The organism is Pirellulales bacterium (assembly GCA_019636345.1).
GTDB lineage: Bacteria > Planctomycetota > Planctomycetia > Pirellulales > Lacipirellulaceae.
This window is the reverse complement of the sequence record JAHBXQ010000014.1, coordinates 1-26,514: the sequence shown is the minus strand read 5'-3', so window position 1 is coordinate 26,514 and position 26,514 is coordinate 1. Positions and strand designations below refer to the sequence as shown.

14 protein-coding genes are annotated in these 26,514 nt (G+C 65.1%); 2 read left to right on the top strand and 12 right to left on the bottom strand.

The window, feature by feature from the left end:
• Positions 1-69 precede the first annotated feature (69 nt).
• Together KF688_19725 and KF688_19720 are read right to left on the bottom strand one after the other, a co-directional pair.
• Complete coding sequence (locus KF688_19725) at positions 70-216, bottom strand: hypothetical protein (GenBank protein ID MBX3427919.1); 147 nt, start codon at positions 214-216, stop codon at positions 70-72.
• A gap of 261 nt (positions 217-477) precedes the next feature.
• A complete protein-coding gene (locus tag KF688_19720; protein ID MBX3427918.1) occupies positions 478-2,028 on the bottom strand; it encodes an arylsulfatase in 1,551 nt (516 codons plus the stop codon).
• 447 nt (positions 2,029-2,475) lie between these two features.
• Between KF688_19720 and KF688_19715 the strand changes: the two genes are divergently transcribed.
• Positions 2,476-3,828, top strand: a complete 1,353-nt coding sequence (locus KF688_19715) for a carbohydrate porin (GenBank protein ID MBX3427917.1) — start codon at positions 2,476-2,478, stop codon at positions 3,826-3,828.
• 474 nt (positions 3,829-4,302) lie between these two features.
• The gene (locus KF688_19710) at positions 4,303-5,751 is read left to right on the top strand and encodes a porin (protein ID MBX3427916.1); all 1,449 of its coding nucleotides are present in this window, start codon (positions 4,303-4,305) and stop codon (positions 5,749-5,751) included.
• A 388-nt stretch (positions 5,752-6,139) separates the two neighbouring features.
• Here KF688_19710 and KF688_19705 read toward each other — a convergent pair whose 3' ends face one another.
• The 10 genes from KF688_19705 to KF688_19660 all read right to left on the bottom strand — a co-directional run bounded on the left by KF688_19705 (position 6,140) and on the right by KF688_19660 (position 26,092).
• The gene (locus tag KF688_19705; GenBank protein MBX3427915.1) at positions 6,140-9,088 is read right to left on the bottom strand and encodes a hypothetical protein; all 2,949 of its coding nucleotides are present in this window, start codon (positions 9,086-9,088) and stop codon (positions 6,140-6,142) included.
• 254 nt (positions 9,089-9,342) lie between these two features.
• On the bottom strand, positions 9,343-13,188 hold the full coding sequence (locus KF688_19700) for a hypothetical protein (protein MBX3427914.1): 3,846 nt from the start codon (positions 13,186-13,188) through the stop codon (positions 9,343-9,345).
• Positions 13,189-13,527: 339 nt separating this feature from the next.
• Complete coding sequence (locus KF688_19695; protein ID MBX3427913.1) at positions 13,528-13,821, bottom strand: helix-turn-helix transcriptional regulator; 294 nt, start codon at positions 13,819-13,821, stop codon at positions 13,528-13,530.
• A 222-nt stretch (positions 13,822-14,043) separates the two neighbouring features.
• Positions 14,044-14,835: an FkbM family methyltransferase gene (locus tag KF688_19690; protein MBX3427912.1), complete on the bottom strand. Its 792-nt coding sequence runs from the start codon at positions 14,833-14,835 to the stop codon at positions 14,044-14,046.
• A 256-nt stretch (positions 14,836-15,091) separates the two neighbouring features.
• On the bottom strand, positions 15,092-16,510 hold the full coding sequence (locus KF688_19685; GenBank protein MBX3427911.1) for a hypothetical protein: 1,419 nt from the start codon (positions 16,508-16,510) through the stop codon (positions 15,092-15,094).
• A 203-nt stretch (positions 16,511-16,713) separates the two neighbouring features.
• Complete coding sequence (locus tag KF688_19680; GenBank protein MBX3427910.1) at positions 16,714-18,234, bottom strand: hypothetical protein; 1,521 nt, start codon at positions 18,232-18,234, stop codon at positions 16,714-16,716.
• Between the two features lie 251 nt (positions 18,235-18,485).
• The gene (locus tag KF688_19675) at positions 18,486-22,361 is read right to left on the bottom strand and encodes a protein kinase (protein MBX3427909.1); all 3,876 of its coding nucleotides are present in this window, start codon (positions 22,359-22,361) and stop codon (positions 18,486-18,488) included.
• Positions 22,345-22,986: an RNA polymerase subunit sigma-70 gene (locus KF688_19670; protein ID MBX3427908.1), complete on the bottom strand. Its 642-nt coding sequence runs from the start codon at positions 22,984-22,986 to the stop codon at positions 22,345-22,347. The genes KF688_19675 and KF688_19670 overlap by 17 nt, the downstream gene beginning before the upstream one ends.
• A gap of 1,559 nt (positions 22,987-24,545) precedes the next feature.
• The gene (locus KF688_19665) at positions 24,546-25,493 is read right to left on the bottom strand and encodes a nucleotidyl transferase AbiEii/AbiGii toxin family protein (GenBank protein MBX3427907.1); all 948 of its coding nucleotides are present in this window, start codon (positions 25,491-25,493) and stop codon (positions 24,546-24,548) included.
• The gene (locus KF688_19660) at positions 25,490-26,092 is read right to left on the bottom strand and encodes a type IV toxin-antitoxin system AbiEi family antitoxin domain-containing protein (GenBank protein ID MBX3427906.1); all 603 of its coding nucleotides are present in this window, start codon (positions 26,090-26,092) and stop codon (positions 25,490-25,492) included. The genes KF688_19665 and KF688_19660 overlap by 4 nt, the downstream gene beginning before the upstream one ends.
• Positions 26,093-26,514: the final 422 nt, after the last annotated feature.

Sequence of the window (26,514 nt, the reverse complement as noted above, 5' to 3'; positions counted from 1 at the left end):
ATTGCCTAGAGTGCGCGCTGGCCCTGCATTCACCACGAGGTTGGAAAGCACGAGCGAGACCACGAACGCCTACTCGAGGAGGAATACGGGCGCGCGCCACTCAGGGATGTTCGCCGCCGCCATCATGGACACGCCCATGAGCCCGACCATCATCCCCCAGTGCTGGATGACGATCGTGTCGTCCTGCAGATACGGCAACTGAGCAACGTTGGGCATGGCCCAAGACGGCAGGAACGCGTCGAGGCCGCCAGAGCGGTTCCGGCTCCTGGGAACAGGAAGAAGGGGCGAACCGTCCGGTCAAAAAACCGCTCCAGCGGCAGATGGGCACACGAGTCCATGGCGGGTCCTGCTTGATCGTCGTTCCAGGGGCAGACAGCGAATCGGCTGCCAGAAGAGTATTGCTGCGAATGCCGACTGCGCAAACAAGCGGCCGGCCCGATTGGGGCCGGCCGCTTGCGACGGCAGAATCAAGTGAACCTAATTGGTCCCGCCTCCCCCCTGTTGGAGTTTCTGCAGGACCTGATCCAGATTGAAACTCCCCGGCTTTTGGCGGGGAGGAAACTCGACGTAGGACGACAAGTGCTGGCTGACAAAGGCGACGGCCGGCAACAACACGAACGCGTGGTCCACCCGCCAGCGGGCGTAGTCCCCTGCCTCGTGATCGGCCCGCTCGTACGGATCGGTTCGCAGGCAGAACAGCTTCGGAAAGCGCAGCGTCACCAAGGGTTCCTGCCAAACTTCCAGCCCGTGCGCTCGCTGTTCCATGAACACGATCTTCCAGCGGTCGTATCGCAGATTGGCCAGGTTGCCGTCATCGGTCCAGTAGAAAAACTCTTGCCGCGGCGACTCTTTCACTTCGCCGCGCAAATAGGGGGTCAGGTTGTACCCATCAAGATGCACCTTGAAATCCCGGCCGTTCGCCTTGTGGCCCTTGAGCAATTTCGCTTTGACGTCCGGTTCGCCCACCGCCGCGAGCAGCGTCGGAAGCATGTCTTCGTGCGAACAAATGCCGTTGAAGACCGTGCCTGGCTTGATCACGCCCGGCCAGCGGATCATGCAGGGAACCCGGTAGCCGCCTTCCCAGTTCGAGTTCTTTTCATTGCGGAACGGCGTGCTCCCGCCGTCCGGCCAGGAAAAGCACTCGGCGCCGTTGTCCGTGGAGTACATCACAATCGTGTTGTCTGCAATTCCCAGTTTGTCGAGCAGGTCCAGCAACTGTCCGACTTGCCCGTCGTGTTCGACCATTCCGTCCGGATAGACGCCAAGTCCCGTCTTGCCCTCGGACTCCTTCTTCAAGTGGGTCCAGATGTGCATGCGAGTCGTGTTGAACCAGAGAAAGAACGGCTTGTCGGCTTTCGCAGCACGGTTGACGAAGTCCAAGGCGCCTTTGGTAATTTCTTCATCAATCGTCTTCATGCGTTCGATGGTCAACGGCCCGGTGTCCGTAATCTTGCCGTTGGCGAACGACTTGATGACCCCGCGGGGGCCGAACATCTTTCTCAACTCCGGATTCTTGAAGTAATCCGGATGCTCGGGCTCCTGTTCCGCGTTCAGGTGATAAAGATTGCCGTAGAACTCGTCGAAGCCATGATTTGTGGGCAAGTGCTCATCCTGGTCGCCCAGATGGTTCTTTCCGTACTGCGCGGTCATGTACCCATGATTCTTCAACAACTCCGGGATGGTCGGATCCTTCGCAGAGAGCCCTTCTTTTGCGCCTGGGAGTCCGACTTTAAGCAACCCGGTGCGAAACGGGCTCTGTCCGGTAATGAATGCCGCCCTTCCCGCCGTGCATGACTGCTGACCGTACCAGTCCGTGAACAATCCGCCTTCCCGCGCCACGCGGTCGATGTTCGGAGTTTGGTAACCCATCATCCCCCGGTTGTAGGCGCTGGGGTTGTTCCACCCGATGTCATCGCCCCAGATGACGAGAATATTCGGCTTCTTCGACTGCGCGAACGATTCCTCCGCAAATACGGCGACGCCCAGGAGGGCGATCGCGGCGACCAATGCTTTCGGACTCGGGAACATCATAGATGCCTGCCTTGTGAGAACGGAGCGGGTTTAGAGAAGCGAGCGCATACTACAGCGGCGAAATCTCCGCTGCAAACAAGTTCGCCGCCGATTCGGCGAAAAAATGGCTCGTGAGGCGCCCTGGTTGCGCCCTCCGCGGCGACTCGAAGCCTCGAAGAGACGCGCTCGGGACGATACCCAAGCAGACAGATTGTGATTGGGGTTGTCTTGCCAGTGCCGATCGTGTGCAAATGGGCGTAACCGCACACTTCAAATCGAGCGCCGCACACGTGGTAGCCTTCGCGATCAGCAGGGTTCCACGAACTCGGAAAGTCGCTGAGGCAAAAATCTCTGAAGGCTGTAGAAATGTCATCACCAGCCTTCCGATACATTGACCGTGGGACGAGTGCGTTGCGAAAGGATTCGAAGGCCATGGGTAGTGCGTGTTCTCGACAGATCAGTGCAGTGCTCTGGCTGTTTGTCGCCGGTTGGGCGGCGGTCCTGGATGCTTCGGACGCGTGCGGGGACTGTCTGGCCGGCGACGGCGACGGCACGGAACTCGATTGCGGGGCCGACGTCGCTGCCGACGGGTGCTGGGGCGCGCCGACCTTGACCGGCGATTGGCTGGGGCTGCGCTCCCGCTTGCAGGAGTCCGGGATCGCTTTCGCCGGCCGCTCGACCCATTTCGCGTTCGGGGTCGACGGCGGAATCAACGCCCCCGCGCCCCCGCCGCTGGGGCTGGGCGACACGTTCAAGTACACCGGTCGCGGCGAGTACGATCTCAATTTTGATCTCGAGAAGTTCGGCGGCCTCCCCTACGGCAAGCTGCTCGTTCGCGCCGAGCATTGGTACGGCGACTACGGAAACGTCTCGGGCCGAGTCGGGTCCTTCGCGCCGGCCGTCTTTCCCGCGGCCCTGCCGTTCGCCCCGAACGATCCGGGGGTTCCGTACATTACGAATTTCGTCGTGACCCAACCGCTGTCGGAGGAGCTTGTCGCCTTTGCCGGCAAGAAAGACGTCCTTGGCGCGGCCGACCAGGACGAGTTCGCGGGAGGAGACGGCACCGAGCAGTTCGTCAATCAGGCTCTGATCGCCAACCCGGCGTTTCTCTTGGGACTGCCGTACACCTCCTTCACGGCGGGGGTGGCGATGCCCCGCTCGTGGGGCATGATGTCGGCCTTCGTCTACGACCCGCAGGATCGCACCCGCGACTTCTTTCGGCTAGACGATCTCTTCTCGAAAGGGGTCATCGTCGGCGGCGAGGTGAAGGTCAATACGAGCTTCTTCGACAAGCCCGGCGACCAGCACGTCGGGGCGATCTGGAAGCACGTCGACCTGACGGACCTCGCGTTCAGCGCAGCCCCTCCCGGGGTCTACCCTGAGCCGGTCGTCCCTGGTTTCGCCACGAAGCCGGACTCCTACACGATCTACTATGGGTTCGATCAGTTTCTGCGCGTATACGATGAACAGTCCCGCTTAGGCTGGGGTTTGTTCGGACGAGCGTCGATCAGCGACGGCAATCCGACGCCGGTGCGTTACTTCCTGTCCGGCGGCATCGGCGGCGACAGCGTCCTGCGCTCCGGGCGCCGCGATCGCTTCGGCATAGGCTGGTACTACGTCGGAGCCAGCGACGAATTCGGTCCGGCTCCCGTCGCCCTCCTCAACCCCCAGGACGGGACGGGGGTGGAGTTGTTCTACAACTTCCAAATCACCCCCTGGTTGAACGTGACGCCTGACGTCCAGTTCCTGCGGCCAGGGGCCCGAGCGATTTCTGAGGACGCCGTCGTCTACGGCGTCCGAGCGAACATGACCCTGTAAGGGGGAGCGTCGCCGGCGGGCGGACTGCGCTCGCTGGTCGTCGACCCATGCTGTCGGGTCGGCCCCGCGAACCGTCGCTTACAATGTGCGTCAAGCTCGCCTCGCACCCCTCCGCAAGGCGTTGCGGTCAGCCTTGCCTGCAGCACGATTGACGCACTGGCCGATGATCGGCGAACTCGATCCCCTGCGGGCTTCGCCCGGCAGTCGGCCCGGGGAATGCGTCGGCCAGGAAGCGGCGATTCACCGCCGACGATGCGTTTCCTGGCGGCCAGCAGGAGCAGTGCAGCTGCGACCTTTCGAGACGTCAGTCAAACTGGGCGGTGGATACGGGGCTTCAGGCAGTTTTGTTGGTCCCTTCGTCCCGCCGTCGAGCGGGATTCCGGTCGCGACGGCGTTTCCACGCAATCGTCACCGTCTGCCTTGCCGATAAATTCGGCATTGCTTGTCTCTTCTCGGGCACGGCGAGTTGGTCATGTGAGGGCGTCCGCTGTCCATACATCCGCGACCTGTCTGCTAGCGTTCCTCGGGATCGCGGGCGGCGCTGCGGCGCGCGCCCAGGGTCCGAGCGGGACGAATCTCGCCGCCGACGGGAGTGCGCCCGTCGTCGAGTCCGCGCCGGTCGAATCGATCTCGGAGGAGTCGGCGAGCCCCATTCCGGCGGAGTCGGACGGGGCGATCTTGAACGCGCAGGATTGGCTGTCGCCGGACGTCCCGACTACGCCTTGTTCGATCGAGCAAGCGGCGAAGAGTCCGTACGAGTTCGGATACGCCGACGGGCTGTTCTTCAACGTGCAGCGGAACCGGGACAGTTTCGCAGCCAGGGCGAACCTCCGGACCCAATTTCGGTTCTCCACGTTCAGTCGCGACGCCGACAGCTGGACCGACAACGCCGGCGTCGTGCGACCGATCTACAATCGCCAGATCTTCGAACTCGAACGCGCTCGGGTCGTCCTCGCGGGGCATGCGTTCTCACCGCAGTTGAAGTACTTTCTGCAAACCGACGGCGATACGGACAGTCGACACGAACTGGCGATTCTCGATCACTGGTGGGCGTGGCGCGTTTCCGACGCGGTCGAGATCCAGGCCGGCAAACGGAAGGTCCCGGGCACGAGGAATTGGCTCCTCGGAGCCTTTGACACGCGGCTGATCGATCGCCCATTTGCCAACGAGTTCTTTCGCCCCAGTCGGACGACGGGAATCTGGGTCGTCGGCGATCCTTCGTCCGTCTGGCACTATGAGTTGATGATCGGCCAAGGCTTTAGCACCGAGGGGCTGACCCCGGCGGAGGTGAGCGATCAATTCTCCGGCGCCGCGTCGGCGTGGTGGAATCTCCTGGGCGACTTTGGGCCGGGTCGCCCCACAGATTACGAACGACACGACGAACTCGCCGTGCGAGCTGGCTGTTCCCTCGTCTCGTCCCGCGAAGGGAGGCAAGGGAGCCAGCTCGAAGAAGCGGACTTTCTTCGCCTGACGGACGGCACGCGAGTGACCGACCCCGGCGCCTTGGCCCCGGGAGCCACAGTGGAGAGTTTCGACGTGACCCTCCTCGCGCTGGACCTCGCCTTCAAGTACCAGGGATGGAGCGCCAACGGGGAATACTTCTGGCGATGGATTGAAAACGTCAAGGCCGATCTCCCCGTCCCGTCGGTCGGGCTGCAGCAAGGCTTCTACGTCGAAGGAGGCTTCTTCTTGGTCCCCCAACAGTGGGAACTGAACGGACAGTTCTCTTACGTCGGCGGGGAGCAGGGCGTCCGGAAGGGGGGCGCGGTCGGATTCTCCTACTACCCGCGGAATACGCAAAACTTCAAGTTGTCGGCGGACGTCACAGTCCTTGACGGCAGCCCGGTGAACAGCACCGGCAGCGACGTTCTGGTCGGCGACGACGGCGTGCTGGTACGGACTCAGTTTCAGGCGTTGTTTTGACTCCTCGCCTCGTCGCAGTCTTCATTCTGGGCGACGATGAGGTGGCGATCGCGGTCGGGACCGCCGTCGCCGGAGCCCCCCCGCACAGATCCGTACGTGAAGTGTCCCTTCCTACGGATCCTGCTTCTGATTCGGGCGTGATGCCGGATGTTTGGACGGGGCTGAATGATACGCGGGTTTGGCAGATACTTGCGGATCAGCCGATGCACCCGAGCCCACGGCCAGCGTGACTTGCCACGCTGGCCGTCCCGGCTCAGTCGGAAGTGGAATTCTCCTTGACAGGCGTTAGCCTGACGCACGAAGGAGACGATTCCGATGTCAAGCGATTCGCAAGGGCCCGCGGCGGGTTCGGCGCTGTTGGCGAGTTAGGACGGGGCGACCTCTGCGGCTAATGCCTCGACTGCGGGAGCGGTCGCGGATTCACAGGTCGCTTCACACCAAACGGCCCTCTCACGCGAATATCTTCATGGCAAGGCCGATTAGCCCGGCGACGCCGGCGAACAGGCCGGCGTCGCGCCGCGTACCACGACCACGCGACCGGGAGCGCCGCCAGCAGCGCGCCGCTAGGCTCGGGCACAGGGCTCAGCTCCAGATGCATCGTGCCGCTGCAATACTGGCCGAAATGATCGATCGACGCGCCCTGGACATGGACGCTCAATCGCATAGTGTCGGTAAAGTAGCGCGGTAAGGCGCCCGGCAGTGAGTGCTCGATGACCGGCACGAGCAATGAGCCGTGCAGCGTGCCATCAGCCAGTTCGAACAAGTGCAGCCCTTCCAACTCAGCCTCAAGGATCATGGCGCCGAACTCGTTGCGAATTGTCAGCAGGCCTTGGCCGAAAACGCCGTGGGCCGCGCCGCCCGCCGACTGGTCCGCCAGCAGATAGGCGAACAACTGCACGTTGGCGTTGCCCGTCGTCTCTTGTTGCTGGTCGGATTCCATCGTCAGATCGGCGGTCGCGTACCAGTGGAGCGTGCCGCGTCCCGTGTCACCGCCCGGCGGAAGATAAGCGCCGAAGTCGATGTCCGTCCAAAGTCGCTCGATGTAGCCGGCCTTCTGAAGCTCGCCGCCGTTGGGTTGCACGAACTCTTCTCCCCCGCAGACATCGAGCGCATACAGCCGTCGCCCGCCCAGGTCCAACGATGAGCCGGGGTGGATCACCAACTCGCGGACATAGAGCGCTTCGTTGGCGCCTAGCCGGTTTGCGAACTCATCCGCCAGCAGCACATGACCCGGGCGCGTCGGCGTGCCAATTTCCAGCCGGCCGATCGTGAAGTTGTCGCTGAAGTTCGTCCACGAGCGCCCGCCATCGACGCCTGCGATTTCAATCGTGTCGGTCACCCCATCGCCGCCGGCGAAGACGAGCGTCGTGTTCGCAAACCCTGCTAGGTCGTCCGGATTGGTGTTTTCAATCACTAGGCTGGTGCCCAGCAACTGAATCCACGCGCCAGGCTCCGCCTGATAGTTCGCTTGATTGGCAAGCGTGAGCTTTTCTCCGTGAACCTTCAGCACACTCTTCCCACTGAGTATCAATGAACCCAGGCCCCAGACCTTCATGTCTTCATAGACTTCAACCACAGCCTTGTCTTTCAAAGTCAACGTCGCCTGGCCGCCGGACGCCGATTCCGTGCCGCCAATATAGAGCGCCGACAATTCCATGCGCGAGCCGTAGTTGGCCACGTTGACCTCGGCCTTCGAGCCGGACACGGGCGCCAGGCAAGTCTCCGGTCCGCTCAGCTTGCCGCCGTTCGTGATGTTGACGTAACCGTGGTGGCCATCGCCAACGATCAACGACGGACCTAATCCGTAGTAGTCAGGAAGGCCGCGAACGAGAACTTCGGACTTCGGCCCGCTGATGCCGACGACCCCCACTCCATTCGCAACATCCGGAATCATGTGGCCGATCTTGAGTTGGGCAAAATGGGCATACCCTCCGTTTTCAACGAGCAACTCGCCGACGCCGCGACCGCGGCCGACTACCACGGCGCCATAGTAGTTTTCCCACTGGGAGCCGTTACCGCTGACCTTCACCGCGGCATCTTCGGCCCCAGAGCTCATGTCATTGCCGATAATGTCTTCGGACTCGAATATCGAGGTCGTGCTCTTTAGGAGCCCGCCGCTCTCGACGACGATCAGGCTCCTGCCCACGTTGAGCGTCTCATATAGGAATTGGCTATCCTTGCCGCTCACCAGGAGACTGGGTTGATCGTGAGGCCATTGCGAGCTGATGCCCGCGTGTCCGCCATACACAGAGCCGCCGTTGAGCACTTCGAGCGTGGCGGTTCCGTGCAGCCCCATGGTGAGAGTGTCGTGAATATTGGCGACGCTGAGCGAGCTGCCCGGTCCTGTCACGACGACGTGCGCCTGCGAGTCGGAGTCCTTGGCCAGCATGATGCTCTCGGCGTACCGCAGCTGGCCGCCATTTCGGATGGTGACGTCGACGTCGTAATGGTCCCCCAAGACGACGGACCCCCAGGCTTGAACGACGCCGTCTTCGATGACCAGTGAATGAGGCAATGTGACCCAGGCCCCATGAGCGTAATGCTCGCCGCCCTCGACGGTGAGATCTGTTGTGTCGAGGGTCCCGCCGGCGGAGATCGTCGTCGCACCAGGGCGGGCGATCTTCGCGAGCAGTTGTAGATCAAGCTTTGAGTCTGTGCCCGTAACCTCGATATCCGCGATTCCGCCGCCAGCGCCAGGATACAACTTATGCGCTTCGATAACTCCTCCGTCGAGAACTCTCAGAACACCATGAGAGTCTCCCCCCGGCGGAACTCCGATCAGGAGATCGAGGAGCGTCCCCTTGAGGCGGGCGCCGTTCCCCGACACTTCGAGAGTCGCTTGCGCGCCCTGGCCGACGCCAATGATCGATTCCACATAGATTCTGTGTCCGCCTGGATCACCTTCATCCGGTATGAAGGGATCCCAGATCATGACGGCGCCGTCGGCAATCTTGAACGTGCCGCTCTTGATGTATAGGTCTGCCAGCCCCCATGAATAACCAGGCCAATTGTCGTTAATTGGTCCCGGGTGAGACACCAACGTCCCGGGCTTACTGATGACGAGCTCACCCTCGTAGCCAGCCGCCACCGGATAAGGACGGTTCCATACCGAACTGCCGCTGAAAACGTACAGGTTGTCGTCATAGTCCGGATTTCCGGCCGGGTCCCAACCGCTCCAGAAGTAGGTGTGAGAGTCCCAGTACCACGGACTGTTCGGCGGGTTATCGCCTTTCCAAGTCCGCGTAACGCCGCCGAACGTCAAATCCGCTGCGCAGAATGTGTGCAGCACGACTGCCATGGCCAAGAGCCACCGTGGCTGAACGTGTTTGCGGGACATGACTCACCTCCGTCGTTGCCGGAGTGAACCGGCGCCGCCGCGCTCGCTCCGGCGGTCCCGATGCCGCCGCTGACGCACCGCTTTGGTCCGATCCAGGATTTGGACACTACCTCCCTTTTGGACGAACTCTGCGCCCGCTCAAGTGAGCGCGACCTCTGTTTGGCCGCAGATCTCGCCAGTCATTGTTTCTTGTGCAGCGCAGCACCTCGTCCTTCGCGGCAGCAACCACAATCCGGCTAGGCAGCCAGAGAGTATCACGAGGTTCTTCGCTCCGGGACGCCGTCATAACCTACGCCGGCAGCGTGGGCTATGGACGTCGCGCCGCTGCCCAACTGCCGCTGCCAAACAAGAAAATCGGCGCCGTCGGTGACGCCGTCGCCATTGGCGTCGCCGTTGGCGTTCAGGCCGTAGCCGCCTTGCCACATCGTCAGGTCGGCCCCGTCGACGTCGCCGTCTTCGTCGAAATCGGCTTCCAGATACGCCGTTTGGGACACCTGAAGCACGACGCTGTACTCGCGATAGTCAACGTGCCAGCCGAGTCCGCCGCCGATCGGCTCGAACACGCTCAAGAGCGGATCAAACGTGTCGAACACGCGATGCTCCGCCCACAGGATCTCGAACTGATTCCCCGCCGGCGGAACGTATCCGTTGGCGAGCGACACGTGCAGGGCGCCGTCGAGCCACGCGGCGCCGGCGTTGATCGAGAGTCGGTCGACGAGACGATTCCCGCCGATCTGGACCGAAAACTCGCCGAACTCGGATTGCACGAAGTCGCCGCCCCGCATGGTGAGCGCGCCGATCGGCAGACCGGGGGCGACGAGTCCGCGATTGGTCAGCGGCCCGTCCAGAGCGAGAGAACCGACGCCTTCCAACACGCCGCCCTCGATGTCGACGCTGTTCGCCTGAATTGTGCCGCTGTCAAGCGAGACTCGGCCTTGCGGCCACACGGTGACCTGCGTGGCTGAGACCTCGGCGCTGCTGATTGCGAGCGTGCCGACGCCGCCGGGAGAGCTTTTGCCTCCTACGTACAGGGCGTCGGAGCATTCCCACTCGCCTCCGCTGGCAACCGCCACCTCGCCCGTGGAGCCGGCGACCGCGGCGATCGCTCCCACGGTGTTTCGCACTACGCCGCCGCCGCTGATCGACATCTGTCCCCGATTCCGGACGCCGATTTCCAAGTCGGCCGTGTTGATCCAGTGACCTCCGGCAACGTGGACGCGGCCGTCGCTCGCACCGGCGTTCCAACCGATTCGACCGTTGAAGCTGCGCATGACGGCGCCGCTCTCCAGCCTTAGTTCGCCGGCGTGGTCGTACCCGACGAAGAGCGTATTGGGGATGTTCGCACTGGCGACATTCTTGAGCGCCACGGTCGGGAGCTCGCTCGCCGTGGGGCCGTCGATGGAGTAGTTGTACGTCGTACCCGGGCTGAACAGGCCGCCGTCGACCGTGAGCACGCCGTTCTGGTGGACGAACGCGCCGCCGTTTTGCACGAGGAACGAACCGGCAGAAATTTCGCCGCCTGACAGTTCAACGCGACCGGTGTTCCACACCTGCAGCGAGGAGTTCGCCTGGACCCGCCCGCCCGCGGAGACCGTGAGGACGCCGCTGCCCATCGGGCCCGTCGCGTTTCCGCCGACGTAGAGATTGGCCAAGTTCGTCCACCGCGAGTTGGCCCCGCTCACCAGCGCAGAGCCGGTCGTGCCGGCGCCGACTCCCAGGAAACCGTTCCGACCATTGCCGAGAAGCGCGCCGCCGTTCTCGATTCGCAGATGGCCCCCTGCTCCGGCGCCAGAGTGGCCGAAGTAGAACTCGCCTTGTTGCGTGACCTGCGAGGCGTTGCCGGTGATCACGAGCGTGCCGGCGCCGTGGTCGCCGACGCGGGCCTGGTTGATGACGGCCTGCCCGCCGCCCGCGACGGTCACGGTTCCCGTGGAGCTGTCTCCCAGATAGAGCACGCTGGTGACGTCGAGCGATTGGCCGCTGCCGACGGTCAGGCTGCCCACGCCGCTGCCGCCCGCCCAGCCGACGCCCAGATTGCCGTTGACGGTGAACGAGCTTCCCAGCCCGTTGATGCCGTTGGTGAGAATCGTGGCATTGGGTCCCGTGGTGACGAGGCTGCCGCCGACGGACAGGTCGATGAGGTCGGCGTAGAGATTGCCGCTGGTCGCCACCTGCACCAAGCCGCCCGAATGAATATCCAATCGATTGGCGATGACCGTCCCGCCCGACAACTGCAGCAGACCGCCGCCGTTGTAACCCACGGCAAGGGATCCGTCGGCCACGTCGAGCGTTCCGTTCTGAATGACGTAGGCGCCGCTGGAGTTTGGAGCGGCGCCGATCGTCAGGTTCCCGCCGATTTCGTGCAGGCCGCCGTTGTGAACAAACAAGGCGGTTCCGGCGCCGCCGACGATTTCATTGCGCCCGACGCGCAGCGCGCCGCCATCGAGTCGGTACTCGCCCTGACTGAATTGGCTGAACTGCGCCATGTCCAGATCGCGCTCGACGACGCACTCGCCGCCCGATTGCCGGACGAATCCATAGGCGTTGAGATACCCGCCGATTTCCATGTCGACGGTCGTGAGCGTTCCGGCATGGAGGTAGTACTCGCCGTGGCTATTGTCGTAATGACCGATCCAGAGCGCGCCGTCGCACTGATTCGATCCTTCGTAGTGATTGAAAACGCCGGTTCCTTCGCGGCCGATGAACTCGGTAGCCGCCTGGAGCGAGGACGCCGCGCCGCTGAGACTGTAGGTTCCGACGCTGCCGGGCAGATCGCCCACGTGAAGGTGCAGAGGCGCCAGCACGGCGCCGCCGCTATGGGTGAAAGCGCCGAGGCCGCGGTGGCCCACTTCAAGCTGGGCGGCATAAACGCGGCCAGCGAGGATTTGATAGGCTCCTTGCACGCTCGGTTGCTCGCCCAGGCTCAACCCGCCGTTGACGGTCGTGCTGAAGTCGCCGCCGGATTGGACGATCGCGCCGTCGTCGCGCGATCCGACCCGCATCCAGTCGGCTTCAACGTAGGCGCCGGGCAAGACGAGGATCAGGCTGTCGTTGACGGCCTCCTCCTCCACGTCCAACACGCCGCGATCGACCCAGATTTGGGCCGTGTCTCCGACGTACATCGTTTGAGTGCGAAGCAGGCCGGCGGCAGAGACGTTCAGCTTGGTCTGGCCGCGCAGGACGGTCTTGAGCGTTGCGGCGAAGCTGTCGAGATTCACCGTGCCCAGACCCTGGAAGTGGATCTTGGGCAATTCATTGGACGCGGGTGCGTGGCCGGCCGACCAGTTGGCCGGGTTGTTCCAACTGGACCCCGAGCCGCCGGCCCCGCCCCCGATGAAATCGTTCGTGGCGAAGGTCGTACCGCTGTTGATGCGCACCAGCGCGTAACCCGTCCCCTGGAGTTCCCAGAAGCCCGCCGCCGGATTCCACGTATAGCTGTAGGTTGCGAAGTTATTGCCGAAGGGGTCCTGGTCGGAGTCGGCCACGACGACGGTCTGCGCCGTGCGGTCGATGGCATAGACCGTCAACAGGTGGCTTGTCGATCCGACGAAATGGATGTTCATCGAGACCGGCAACGTGTCCTGAAAGCGAGCCTCGAACCAGACGGTCGGATCCACCGTCCATTGATAGATCGGCGGATCGCCGAGCCACTCGCCGTCGTGGACTTCCGTGGCGTATCCGTCCGCCTCTAATGCGTCCACAGGGGCGCCGGTGTTGGGCCAGAACTGGTTGCCCGTCGGCCCGGTCCCCGCGACATAGACCCAGTTGTGGTAGCGGTCCGGTCCGCCGACGTAGCGAAGCAAATTGGCGGCCGAAGCGGCCCAACAACTATTGTCGGGGAAGTACAGCCAGCCGGGATGCGAGACTTCGTCCCAGGCCTCGCCCGGATCAAACCGGTTGTTTCCGTTGGCGTCGTCGAAGTAGTTGCGTGTCCACGAAGCGCCGGCCCACGCCTCGGCGGCAAGGTGGTGCTTGTCCTGATCGTACCACGTGCCGGGCAAGCGGACCTCTTGGCCCCAAGCTCCGGCCGCCGGCAGCACGACGAACGCGACCAAGACGCCGCCGGCGGCGAGTCGACTCCGAACAGATGAACGGGACATGGGACTGCACCTTTGCATGAGCAAGCGGCGCCCGTCCTGTCGCCCGGCAGGGGGCGTCAGCCTCGTGAAACGTGCTGTAATTCGTGGCGCCTGTTGTGTTGGCCGTTTTCACCCAGACAGCGGCGTCCGCCGCCGCAGCGGTTCTCCGCCCTCGTCACGCATTGTTCGCGACGATGTTTGCGACGGCCGCCGCTTGGCCGCTTGCCGGCTCTGGATTGGTCGCGGACGCCGCAACCGCCGCCAAAGCCAGGGTCCAGTCTCGCAAGTGCGTCCGGCGAACGACAGTCGGCTAGTCAGCCGTCGGCTGCGCAGGGGATACCCGCTGGCAGCGAACTGGCCTCACAAAGGGGCGGCCGGGCTGTCGACTTCCTGGCAGATCTGCAAGTGACAGGCGGCGATCCGCACGACGAGCTCGACCCGGCTCTTGACCTGGAGCTTGCGGTACAGGCGCTCCAGGTGCGTGTGGACGGTATGCGAGGAGATCCCCAATGCCTCCGCGATCGCGCCCTCGTGCGCGTCGTCAAGGACGGCCTGAGCGATTCGCAGTTCTTGCTGAGATAACGCCAGCCGATGGGAAATCAGATTCCACTCGTCGGAGGAGTAGAGCTTGCGGCCAAACCGAGAAGCAGGCATTGTCTCGCGGGCCCAGGCGATTCCGTCGTTGCCAGGAACTCCCCGCCAGAAACTGCGGTGCTCCTGCGCCGTTCGCCTGACGCCGACGGACGCGCGAGCGAACGACCCTCGACGCGCGCAACTCCGCCGCACAACGCGCTCGGCAAGCGGAGACGCCGCAATTGCGATGCCCGCCCCGACGTCGCTGGCAGATTGACGTCAACGCGGACGACGGGAGCCCTGCTAACTCGTTGCTGGGCAGCGCGTTACAGCGTTTCTCGGGGGTCTGCCGCACATTCCGACGGGGCCGACTTCGGCTTGTCTGGCTGCGGCAATTCCGCACGATCGGCTCCGCATCGGCACGCGGAAACCGCACTGGTCGCTCGGCAAATTCAACCCTCCCGTTCGGGACGGCCTTGGCAACCGAAAGTCGTCGCTGCCGCCGGTGCGGTATTGTCCCCTCCGACGGCTCGCCAACTGTCCGAAATCATGAGGCGCATTGGCAGCGACGGGGGCGATGTGCGTCTCGGCCAGCACCTTCGCCAGCTGCGGCCGGTGAATGCACCCATGCCGCTCCCCTCGAGTCTGGCAGACGTCGGCCAGCCTTCCGGTCGCGGCCAACGCCTCGACGATCGCGTGCTCCGCCTCCGCGCAATCGAGTTTCTGCAGTTCGACATGCTTGATTCCAAACTCGCCGATGCGAGCCCAAAGCGACTCGACCAAAATCGCCGTCGCCTCTATCCCGGATCCGTGGAGCCGCAGTTCGAGCTCGTTCCCCATCTCGAGGACATGATTGCCAAAGCGGTTGTGCGGCACGGCCGCGGCGATCAGGCATGTTCCGTCGAAGTTCGTCACCACCGCGTTGGTCCGCAGCAACGGCGCCCCTGGGATGTGAGCCGTGTTCCGCTCGAGCAACTCGAACCGCTCCGAATGCGGATCGACCGCGACGATCCTCGCCTCGGGCCACGACTCGTGGCAGAGCACTGTCAAGAGGCCGACGTGGGCGCCGACGTCGATGGTCGCCCATAACTCCATATGTTGCGGTGCTTCCTGGCGCGCCTCGCTTCCTGATCTGCGAACTCAAGTGATGCCAAGCACGGGGCTTGCGACCCCGGTTCGGCCTCTCACATTCGCACATCAGCAAGCCACACACATCGGGCTCGCTGCACTTATTTGCGCGCCAAGATTCTCCCGTCGAGCGCTGCCCTTTTCGATGCCACTCACAATCGTCATCGCTGTGCGACGTTCGCCTCGAACCAAATGCCGCGAACACGACGGGCGACCGTGGGCGTCACGACGCGGCGAACCGCCGTACGTTTCGGCGGGCCCGCAGTCGCATCGGCCAGCTCGCCAGGAGCAGCAAGCCGAGCGACGCGGGCTCGCATACGGGCGTCGCGTTCAGCGCAAGAGTCGCGCCGCTTGCGTTCCGTTGCCAGACGAGGAAGTCGGCCCCGTCGACTCGGCGATCCCCGGTGGCGTCGCCTTGCGCGAACTGGGCGTGAACGGCCGTTCCAAACCCGCTCTTCCAGCGAGGCAAGTCCGAGCCGTCGACGATTCCGTCGTTGTTGAAGTCGCCGGTCAGCGCGAGGGCGACGGCGATCCCTTCTTGCCCGTTGGCCAGCGCGTAGGAGAAGGCCAGATTGCCTGAACCGCCGGCGTCGAACCCGAAGACGTCGAGCCCGAGGTCGACGACCGTGCTGCCGAACAGCGGGTCGCTCGTCTTGACGACGGCGGCGAGCGGTCCGCCGCTGCCGAGAAAGATCCCGTGTGCGTCGTCGTTGTCATAGTATCCCAAGAACGCGGCGACGCCGTGGCTGAAGGCCGGTCGACTGCCGTCCGTGAAAACCCCGATCGGGGCCGGATCGCCCGTTTTGACGATTGTCGTCAACGGCCCGCCGTTGCCGATGAAAATCCCCTCGCCCCCCTGGTAGCTACCGGCGAAGGCCACGGCGTCGCCGCTGATCGCGCTGCCGTAGAAGGCTTCGAACACGCCCGTCGGCGCCGTGTCGCCCGTTTTGGCGATCGTCGTCAGTCCCCCGCCGGACCCGCGAAACACCCCCTCGCCGTCGGTGTCGTATCCCCCCACGAACGCGACGCTGTTGCCGCTGATCGAAACGTCGTAGAGGCCGCGGAAGCTCCCGACAGGGGCGGCGTCGCCCGACTTGGCGATGATCGTCTGCGGTCCGCCGCTGCCGCGGACCACGGCCGTCTTCTCCAGGTCGTCGTAGTGGCCCGTGAACGCGACGGCACTTCCGCTGACGGCGGGCGATCCGAACTCCTCGTAAGCGCCCACCGGCGCGGCGCCCCCCTTGAGCGCGATCGTCGTCAAGACGCCGTTCTCGGAACGAAACACGCCCTCGCCGCCGCTCCCGAAGGAGGCCCAAAACGCGACCCCCGCTCCGCTGCTGGCGTAGTTGCCGATCGTGTTGATCCCCCCGGCCGGCGGCGCGTCCCCCTGCTTGGCGATCACGGTCAGCGACCCGCCGGCGCCGGTGAACAGCCCGTCGGCGAAGCTCTCGCCGAACTTCCCGGAGAACGTCGCGGTCGAGCCGCTGATCGTCGGGGCGTAATAGTACTGAAAAGCCCCGCTCGGCGCCGGGTTCGTGAGATCGGCGACGTTGACGAACGTGTACGCCCGTACGTTCGCAGACGCGAACCACGCTCCGGCGATCGTCGCCGCGACAACAACGCCCTGCAGCAATCGAGACATGAGAGGTTCCTTGTTCAAGTCGATGGGAAAGGCAAGGGGAAGCGACGAGTTGCGTCGCGACTAAGGCGGGCCCAAGACGGTCCTTGCGTCGCGGGGTCCCGAGGCGAGCGCGCTCCGCACGGCGAGGCGTCGGAACGATTGAGGCAGGGAGCGGCCGCGGGTCGTCCGCGGCCGCCCTTCCCGCCGCCGACCGCGCGGCTGCCTCAAGCCAACGAGGCGAACAGCCTGTCGATGACGCTCAGTCGGGCTTGGGAGACTTGGTAGTTGCCGGCGTTCCCGTGAAACCGCAGAGCGAAGTAAGCTTCCCAGCTCGTGGCATAGTCCTCGAAGGGGTTGAACCGACCGTAGCGGTCCCAATTGTCGCGGGAGAAGCCGGTCGCCGACGCGCGGTACTGCCACGTGTCGCCCGCCGCCGACGATCCGACGAAGCCAGGGAGCGGCCGGGTCGATTCCACCCAGCCGGCGATTTGGCGGAACTCGCCCGTGAACCGATTCTCGTGGTGATCGTCCCAGAAGTGGCCGACTTCGTGGTACGTCGTCGTCTGAGCCGACTGCGGCGTTGACAAGCTTGCGGGCGTGAACGTGATCGTGTTGCCGCCGTTGCCGCCCATGATCTGGACGCCGCCGGGAAGCGCGGTCTGCTGCGCGCCGGCGCGGGCGAAAATCATCTCGCTCCCGTTCGCCAGTTTGAGGAGCCGCGTGTTGCCCGTAGTTTGGTGGAGATTGCGGAGCGCGACGTCGATGGTCTCGACTTCCGCGTCGCTCCACGCTCCGGCGGCGAACGTCACCGGGCCGAAGCCGGTGAAGTTGGAGGTGGACCTCGGAAGATCCCGGAAGTTGACGACGGCGTCGTGCGCGGCGCGATCCATAACGATGTCGGAGAAGCGACTCGGCGTGGGGAGGAACTTCAGAAATCGGTCGGCCCCGGCGCCCCCGCGAAGCGTATCGGCACCGTCGCCGCCGTACAGGCCGTCGTTGCCGTCGCCTCCGTCCAGATGGTCGGTTCCCGATCCGCCGTACAGCGAGTCGTCGTCCCCTTCGCCGTAGAGTTTGTCGTTGTCCCACTCCCCCCACAGGAGGTCGTTGCCGCGATGGCCGTACATCACGTCGTTGCCGTAGCCGCCCCACATCCGGTCGTCGCCATCCCCCCCGTTCATGACGTCGTGTCCGAGTTCGCCGTACAACTTGTCGTCGCCGGCGTGCCCGGCCAGCTCGTCGTTGCCGGCGCCGCCGTAGAGTTCGTCGTCTCCCGCGTCGCCTCGGAGGACGTCGTTGCCGTCCCCGCCCCAAATTCGATCGTGGCCTGAATTGCCGCGGAGGACGTCGTCTTTGTTGCCGCCGATGAGCACGTCGTTCCCGCCGTTGCCGTAGGCGATCGCGCGAACCCCGATCGGGGCGATCGAAAACCAGTCGCCCCGCCGCCCGCCGTGGAACTCGACCGTGGTCACCTTGCTTGCGGGGAAGTTCCAAACGTTGTCGGTCGTTCGGTCGATCACGCGAATCGCCGAGCCGGCCCGGCTCACCTCGACGTGGGTCGCCGTATCGTCGGAGCGGATGCTCAACAACCCGTCCTTGGCCAAGCCGATCTGCGAGACCGAGAACAGCTCGCGGCTCTCGAGCGGGTCGATTGCGAGCCGGCGCGGCCCCTGCCCCCGACGATCGGACTTCAGGTCGCGGTTGCGGCGGCGGGTTGTTCCACGGCGGAGGGATTTGAACGAGAACATGGCGGGTTCCTGGGCAAGCGTGTCGTGCCGAACGCGAGGGGCTTGCGGCGCCCCTCTACCCTGGAAATCAACGACCGGCTCCAAACCCCTTCATCCTGTTGGGAGAATTCCGCCGACAGGGGGGAGCGCCGCCCCCTAACCTCTTGCACGCCAAGTCGTTGCGACACGTCCGCAATTCGTCGACCAAGGGGAACGGTGACGGAGCCGACGCCCCAAACACCTTGCCGGCAATGCGCGGGGGGGCCGCACGGCTATTCGGCGGCGGACTGTTCGACCGCGGCCAGGCAGAGGTCGAGGTAGGTCGCCGGGGCTTCCCCCTGGAGGCGCGCTCGCCGAAACTCGCCGGCCGCTGCGCCCCAATTCTCCGCCTGCCAGTGACAGCGGGCGAGCTCCAGAATTGAGACGGACGCTCCTCCCCGCCGCGCTTCTTCAAGTTCCTCGGCGGCCCAGGCGAACATTCCCCGGAACGCGAACCACCGCCCAAACTCGGCGCGGGCCTCTGGATCGCGGGGACGCGTCTCCAGAGTCGCGCGGGCCTTGGAGAGCGACGCGGCGAAGCGGTCGTAGGTCGCAGGACGATCCCACTCCCAGCGGCGGATCAACCCGTCGCGGCCGCCGGAAAACGTGAACGATCCGTCCGGGCAGCAGACGACGCTGGCGACCCCGTCGGCATGGAGGGCGAAGGTGCGGACAAGTTCGGTCCGCTCGAGATCCCATAGGGCGACGGTCCGATCGAGACTCCCCGTGACGAGGAGCTTGCCGTCGGGAGTGAACGCGACCGACGAGACGACGTCGGTCGCCGCCGGCCGCATCGCCAGCCGTCGCCCCGCGGCGGCGTCCCACAGTCCCCACGCGCGGTCCCAGCTCCCTGAGGCGAGTTGCCGACCGTCAGGAGAGACGGCGATCGGCAGGACCCAATGCGCGTGGCCGCGATACGTCTGCAACTCGCGCCCCGTGGCGACGTCCCACGACTTGAGCGTGCCGTCGAACGATCCCGAATAGGCGGTCCGGCCGTCGGGGGCGAACGCTACGGAGTGGACTGTCGTCGCATGCCCTGGGAACGTGCGGAGCGGCGTCCCGTCGTGCGGGTCCCAGAGCTTGAGCGTCGCGTCGGAGCTGCCCGACAGCAACGCCGAGCCGTCGGGCGCAAACGCGACGCTCGTGGCGATCTTGTCGTGCGCCGCGATCTGGAGGAGACGCCGGCCCGTCTCCACGTCCCAGATCGCCAACGAGCCGTCTTCATGGGCCGACGCCGCCGTCAGGCCGTCTGGCGCCAGCGAGACGCACCACGTCGGGCTTCCTTTCGCGTCGATGCTGCGGAGCGGTCGACCCGTCGCGACGTCCCAGAGGCGAAGCGTCCCGTCGAAACTCCCCGAGGCGAGCAACCGCGAGTCCTTCGACACGGCCAAGCTTGAGACGCGGCCCTTGTGGCCGGGGAGCGTCGGGAGGTCGTTGGCGTCGCGGAGCGACCAGAGCCGCACGCGTCCCTGAAAATCCCCCGCCACGGCGACCTCGTCGGCGGGCGCGAACGCGAGCCACCGCGGAGATTGACCGAGCCCCTGCCAGACGGCGAGTTCGGCGCCGGTCTCGAGGTCCCACAACCGCATGCTCTCGTCGAAGGAACCGGACAAGGCCCGGCGGCCGTCGGGAGCGACCGCGACCGATTCGACCGGCGCCGTGTGCCCCGCGAAATTCCGGAGCGGTCGACCCGACTCGAGGTCCCACAAGACGACGTTTTGGCCCATGCTCCCTGAGAGGGCCGTCGTGCCGTCGCGCCCGAACGCGATCGACGTTACCGCGGACCCGGACCCCTCGCGGAGATCGAGGAGTTTTCTCCCGTCGGTCGCGTCCCAGAGGACGATCGCTTCCGGCTCGCCCCCGCCGAGGAGCCGCCGCCCGTCGCCGGGCGAGAACTCGAGAGCATGAATGAACGCCGGGGCGGCGAGCGACCGCGACTCCGCCCCGGTCGCGAGATCCCAAAGCTTGACCGTCTGATCCGTCCCGGCGGAGGCCAGACTCCGTCCGTCCGGAGCCGCGGCGACGGCGAACACGGGTCCCTCGTGACCGCGATACTCGCGCAACTGCCGACCGGCGGCGAGATCCCAGCTCCGAACCACGCCGTCGGCGCCGGCCGTGAAGGCCGTCTCGCCGTCGGGGGAGAGCGCCACGGCGTGGAAGGGCTCCCCGCCAGGTTCGCAACGTCGAACGAGGGTCCCGGTCCGCAGATCCCAGACGGACAACGGACGTCCGTAACGGCAGACGACGACGCGGCGCCCGTCGGGGGTCACCGCCCCGCGGCAGGCCTCGCCGTCGTCGTCAGCCCCATAGCCTCCGACGCTCGCTTGCGTTCCGTCGGCTCCGAGCAAGGGGAGCGGCTGGTCGGCGCAACTCGCCAGGATCCCGGTGACGGCGGGAAGCTCGGAGCGGCCGAGCGATCTTGCCACGTCGCGGGCCTCCCGGTAGCTGCCGCGAGCCCCCGCCTCGCGCAAGGCGAGTTTCGCGTCGCCCGCCGCGATCAACCCGGCGGCCAGTCGCTCCAGCGCGACGACCTCGTTCCGACGGGCGGTCGCCGTCGCGACTTGGAGTCGGGCGAGGGCGTCTTCCTTGGCGTCGCGCTGGGCGATCGCCTCGTTCCGTTCGCCGACGACGCGACGCTCGGCGCGGAGGGCCCACGTCCCCAGGGTCGTGCTCGCGATCGTGGCGACCAGCAGCAGCACGAGCTGGGACGCCAAGCCCGGCCGCCGTTTGGCCCAGCGCCACCACCGCTCGACGGCGCCGATCGGTCGGGCTTCGATCGGGGCCCCGGCAAGGAACCGTCCGAGTTCCTCGGCCAGGAGGAGGGCCGTCGCGAAGCGCTTGGCGGGGTCCTTCTCGAGGCACTTGAGCGTGATCGTTTCGAGGTCCCGGGGAATGCTCGCGTCGAGCGTGCGCGGACTGGGCGGGTCGTCGTGGACGACTTGATGAATCAACATCCGCGCGTTCCCGCGGAACGGCAACTCGTGCGTGAGGAGCTGAAAGAGGACGACGCCGAGCGAGTAGACGTCGCTGCGGCGATCGGCCTTGTGCGCCTCCCCCATCGCCTGCTCGGGAGACATGTACGCGGGGGTCCCGAGGACCTGACCGTCCAGCGTGACGGTGACTTCGCCGACGTCGCGGCGGGCGAGGCCGAAGTCCGTGAGATGGGGCTCGCCGTCCCCGTCGATCAGGATGTTCGCCGGCTTGAGGTCGCGGTGGACGATCCCGCGCTCGTGGGCGTAGTGGAGCGTATCGGCGAGCTTCGCCGCGAGCGCCGCCGCCTCGCGGCTCGTGAGCCGCTGCCCCGTCAACCAGTCCCCGAGGGTCGCTCCCCGAACGTAATCGCTGACGATGTAGATCGAGTCCCCGTCGCGCCCCACCTCATGGACGCTCACGATCCCCGGGTGCCGCAGCTGAGCCGCGGCGCGGGCCTCGCGAAAGAACTTCTCCTGGGATTCCGGATCAAGCGTCTCGCGACGAGGAATCTTCACCGCGACGATCCGATCGAGTTCCTTGTCGCGCGCCTTCCAGACGCTCCCGAAGCCTCCGACTCCCAACCGTTCGAGCAACTCGAATCGTCCGAGGCGGGCGAGCGGCGGGGCGGTTTGCGTCGCCTCGGGGCGATCGACGAGACTGAACCGACTCCCGCACGACTCGCACGTGAGATCCGTCAACTCCGTGTCGACCGCGACGCGCGCCGAGGCATGGCAATGCGGGCAACGGACGGCGAGCCGCCCCGACCCGGCCGCCTCCTGCGGACGGGCGAAGGATCGGGTCGGGGCCGCGGTCTCGCGGTCCGCGGCCCCCTCCCCGCCGGTCGTCTCGGTCCCCCGCGAACGCAGGACGCGCTCGACGAGACTCCGCTGCGCAGGAAAGCGCGACGCGTACTCCGCGGCCGCGGGCGATTCCCCCCGGTCGCGGCGGAGCTCGATCTCGAGCTGCAGCAATTCCGGAAACAGGGCCGCGACGGGGACGGCGGAAAACTGCGTCAGCCAGGCTTCGATGGTCGGCGTGCGGCCCCCCTTCCAGGCTCGCTCGAAGGCGTCGCACGCGGCATCGATCCGCGTCAGCTCTTCGTCGGTCGGTCGGGGATGGTCATGACGGTCGTTCATGCGTCTCCGAGGAGGCCCCGGATGCGTCGGGTAGGAGGAGCCGCTCGAGACGGAGGCGGATGTGCCTGACTTTACGCTCGACGGCGCTGAGGGAGCAATCGAGGAGCCGCGCGATTTCCGGGTTCGTGCGGCCTTCCAACTTCCAGAGAGCGACGACGCACAACTGGGGATCGGCCAAGGCGGACATGGCCAGTTCGATCTGTTCGACCAGTTGGGTCGCGAACTCCGGCGTCGGTTCCTCCCCCGCCACGGCGGCGAGGTCGGCCGCCGCATCCTGCCCGGGGGGCGGTTCGAACGACGCGCCGGGGCCCCGCTTGAGCCGGCGGAATCGCACCAACTCGTTCGTCGCCTTGCGAGCCGTGATCACTGCCAGGAGTCGCCACAACTCCTCGCGGCCGGCGAGTTCGGGAAACCCTCCGTCCCGAGCTCGTTGGCAGAAGCTGTGAAAGGCGGACTGGACGACGTCCTCCTCGTCGACGACGCGGCGCGCGACTTCGCCGAGCTTGCGCCGGGCAAGTCCCGCCAAGCGGGGGAAGTAGCGCTCCCAGAGCAGCCGCGCCGCGTCGTCCTCGCCGGCCTTGAGCCGCTCGACCCACAAGCTGACGGAACCGCGATCGTCGGTCATGCAATGCGGGCGGGGAGAGGAACGGTGGGGAGCCTCGAAGCGACCCATTAGACCTGCCCCGCAAGCGGGGGGCAATCTTCGGCTCACGAAATCGGGCCGAGCCTTGCCCAAGACGGGGCCGTTCGCGATGGAGCGCCTGAGCCGGTTCGCCGCAGGCAGATCGCCTGGCCGGCGCGGCGGACGCGACGGCCGACGCACCGCGACGCGGCGCGGTTCCGGCCACGATCTTCCCGGCGATCTTGGCCCGGCAGGCGATCGCGTCGATCGTCGCGGTCCTTCGGGGCGAGAGGTTCGATCCATTCGCCCCGGCGAAGCGACGACCGATCGGCAGGCGCGCGAGTCGACGCGCGATCACCGTCGATGAAAGCTCACCGTCGACGGGCGCTGACGAGAGCGAATTCGACGTCGACAACTCCTGCTTCCGGCACGTCAAGACGCAAGGAGCCGTCGAGAGCGGTTGGAGGGAGGCGGTCGACGGAGGTTTTGCGGGCGCCGAGGTCGTCGGCGACGCCCCCCGATTCAGGCATGCGAATCGTCACGCGATGCACCTCGACGCGTGAGTGGTCTTTGAATCAGGTTCTCCTCGTACTTGGTGATGTCCAAAGTCGGCTTGCCGCCCAAAGTCGCAGTTATCTAACGACAAGTTCTTCCCTAAGCATGCATAACTCGATTGCTAGCATGGCCAACAACTGCTGGTTGTCGAGGTTGCGCCAACTCTTTCACCAAAGAGTGAGGAAGAACCTGGAAGCGTACAGCGCCCGGCGCCGCGATCGTGCAGCGCTGGGTGGATGCGGGGATGATATCAGGCCTCCTCGCTTTGGCCGACTTGATCACTCCTTGCTGTTGGATCAACGGCGTCGCCGAGCGTCTTGAAGTCGAGAACTTCGCGGGTGAATTGCCTCGAGAGTCAGATGGCTCAACAATTCTGCGCCGATCGACGGAACCTGCCCCCGTTCGGGCAACGTCAGACTCGTCCGTGGGTCCTGGCGGAGACGAAAGATTGAGCGAGAACTACAGGCGGTTGAGGACCTGGATCGCGCGGGGACGGCTCCCCCCCAGAAAGCGAGCCTGCTCCGTCTGGCTGGCGACCTGACCCGAGTCGAGCAATGATTGGCAATAACGGGCGAGCCGCAGCCCGTCTCGTCTGACCGCCGGCAGCTTGATCGGCAGCAGCGTCTCGATCGGACGTGAGTTCCACGGAGCCCATTCATGTTCGGTCTGAGGACGTCATCTGTTGAGAGCGTAAGCGTCTGACTCAAGGAATCCGTGATGTGGGCAGCGAGCGGCTCGGGGAGCTTTGCGTCACCACTCACACCAGAGAATGCTTCATGAGGCACTTTCGGACTTGTGCTGGGTGAAGTTCGTCTGGCCCGATGCAGTCGATGACTTCCGGGATTTTTCAAGGGCAACGGCGTGTTAGAAGCAATTGTCTGGTGGTTTCAACTGACCTTGCCAAAGCTTGGCCTGCTTCCGAGCGACAGCTGATCGAGGGCACAACGCCCGTTGCCCGACCGAGTGAGTTGGCCGCAGTCGGCGCGGATCGGTTTGTAGGCAGCGGCTCAGTGCGGGCACGGCTTCCAACGACCGGTCCTCGACCGCCACTCCACCGGAACCCAGGTGCGGCCCCACGGCTCGTTCGAAACCAACGCCAGCGTGGGCGGCATCAGGAACGATGCGAGAAGCGCGACGACTTCCTCCAGTGGCGGCGGGGAGTCGGTCAGCCGCCCCTTGCGGAGGAATGCATTCCATTGAGTGGCCTTATTGCGATCGCCGCTGAACTCTGGCGTCAGTGCCAGCGGAGTTATGTCCGGCAGCGCCGTCTGCCGACGTTGGAATGTCGCCCGAATGGCTTCGCCCAACACTGTTCCGTCGAATTCAAACTGCCGGGCCAGTATCCAGACGTCATAGAAGTCCTTCATCCGGCTGTTGGCCATGCCCAACTGAACCATTGCCTGGTACTTCTCGGCGACCACCGTCTCACGAGGATAGGCGTTCATTTGTGGCGACGGGAAATCGAGCAGCGTCGGATAGGTCACGGCCTGCGGCCCCGGCGTGATGGTATCGCCAAACCCGATGTCGGTTTGCAGCGGAATACGGGCGTCGCCGAGTCGCGCAGCGATCCGCAGTCTAATCCCCTGGTACTCATCGTCCTCCTTGATCTGTTCGGCCTGAATGCCGTCGGTCACAAATGTCAAACCATCGTCAGTGACGGTCAGGGAGCAGACATCCTGAAACAATTGCCGCAAACGGTCGGTGGATGGTTGACCCTGTCCGAGCAGATCCAGATCGCGGGTGGAGCGATGGAGCTGCCCGGTCCAGAGTTGAAACAGCACCGCGCCTTTGAGGACAAACTGCCCGGCGTGCGGCGATTGTGCGAGTCGGTAAGGCAGACGTTCGAGTCCAAATCGCGTCAGGACGAGCTGAAACTCCTCACCGCGCTCGCGGGCAAGAGTCATCAGACGCTGGCGGACGGAGGCCACCAGGTTGCGTGGCTGCGGGTTCGTCACGCCATCGCCTCCAGGTAAGGACGCATGACGTTCGTCATCCGGCAGGCTTTGGCGGCTTGCCAGAGTTCGTCGGAAGTAGCCTTCCGCTGCTTCAAGCAATCGCGCAGCGCCTCGATCGCCACGTCGATGCCGATCTTGTTGCGATACTTGAAGCAGTCGGCCACGGTCTTGGAAGGCGCATAGACGCGAACGTTGACTCCTTCGACAACGTGCTGCTGCACGCCGGACGTCAGGGCGACCCCGGAAAAGCGGACGATCCGCAGCGGCGGATCATCGACCCGCGGCAGGCGGGCCTTTTCATCGATCGCCATCCAAACTTCAAACGGAGCCTGCGTCGTGAGTCCATGAAACTGCAGGGCGGAGAGCAGGCAGACGACCCCGCGGGGGACGCGGCGGCAGGCCTCGACCAGCGACCGTTGTTCGCTGGGCTCATCGTCCTGGAGGATGTACAGCCCGCGACTCGGCCGATCGAGGATGCCTTGCGCGTGGAGTTTGTTGAGATAAGTGCGCGAGATGCCCACCGCCTCCACGTCCTGGGGCCGGAGGACGCGAGTCTTCTTGAGCATCCGCAGAATCTGGTCTCGTTTGGTGGTAGGCATTGCGTCCCAACACGTCGGGGGAAATCCACAAGTCCCGACATAATGTAACTCACGGGATCAAGGCTGGCAACTTCGTTCCCAGGTTGGCAGGCGGTGAATTGGCTCGGTCGTCATTTGGCTCCCATTTCTGCGACGATCGACACAATCTGACCCCGGTCAGGCAACGTCAGAATCGCCAAGTGGCCCTGGTGGAGACGATTGATTGAGCGAGGACTTCAGGCGGTTGAGGACCTGGGTCACTCGGGGACGGCTCACTCCCAGAAACCGAGCCAGCTCCGCCCGGGTGTGAGTGGCATTTGAAAAGTGCAGCGCCCGGCGCCGTGAAAGTGCAGCGCTGGGTGGGTGGGTGCGGGGATGAGACCAGGCCTCCCCGCGTTGGCCTACTTGATCACTCCTTGCTCTTGGATCGGCGGCGTCGGCGG

Bases quoted from the DNA above. Each gene is read 5' to 3' on its own strand.
- KF688_19725 (MBX3427919.1), bottom strand. From the start codon at position 216: ATGCCCAACGTTGCTCAGTTGCCGTATCTGCAGGACGACACGATCGTC.
- KF688_19720 (MBX3427918.1), bottom strand. From the start codon at position 2,028: ATGTTCCCGAGTCCGAAAGCATTGGTCGCCGCGATCGCCCTCCTGGGC.
- KF688_19705 (MBX3427915.1), bottom strand. From the start codon at position 9,088: ATGTCCCGCAAACACGTTCAGCCACGGTGGCTCTTGGCCATGGCAGTC.
- KF688_19700 (MBX3427914.1), bottom strand. From the start codon at position 13,188: ATGTCCCGTTCATCTGTTCGGAGTCGACTCGCCGCCGGCGGCGTCTTG.
- KF688_19695 (MBX3427913.1), bottom strand. From the start codon at position 13,821: ATGCCTGCTTCTCGGTTTGGCCGCAAGCTCTACTCCTCCGACGAGTGG.
- KF688_19690 (MBX3427912.1), bottom strand. From the start codon at position 14,835: ATGGAGTTATGGGCGACCATCGACGTCGGCGCCCACGTCGGCCTCTTG.
- KF688_19685 (MBX3427911.1), bottom strand. From the start codon at position 16,510: ATGTCTCGATTGCTGCAGGGCGTTGTTGTCGCGGCGACGATCGCCGGA.
- KF688_19680 (MBX3427910.1), bottom strand. From the start codon at position 18,234: ATGTTCTCGTTCAAATCCCTCCGCCGTGGAACAACCCGCCGCCGCAAC.
- KF688_19675 (MBX3427909.1), bottom strand. From the start codon at position 22,361: ATGAACGACCGTCATGACCATCCCCGACCGACCGACGAAGAGCTGACG.
- KF688_19670 (MBX3427908.1), bottom strand. From the start codon at position 22,986: ATGACCGACGATCGCGGTTCCGTCAGCTTGTGGGTCGAGCGGCTCAAG.
- KF688_19660 (MBX3427906.1), bottom strand. From the start codon at position 26,092: ATGCCTACCACCAAACGAGACCAGATTCTGCGGATGCTCAAGAAGACT.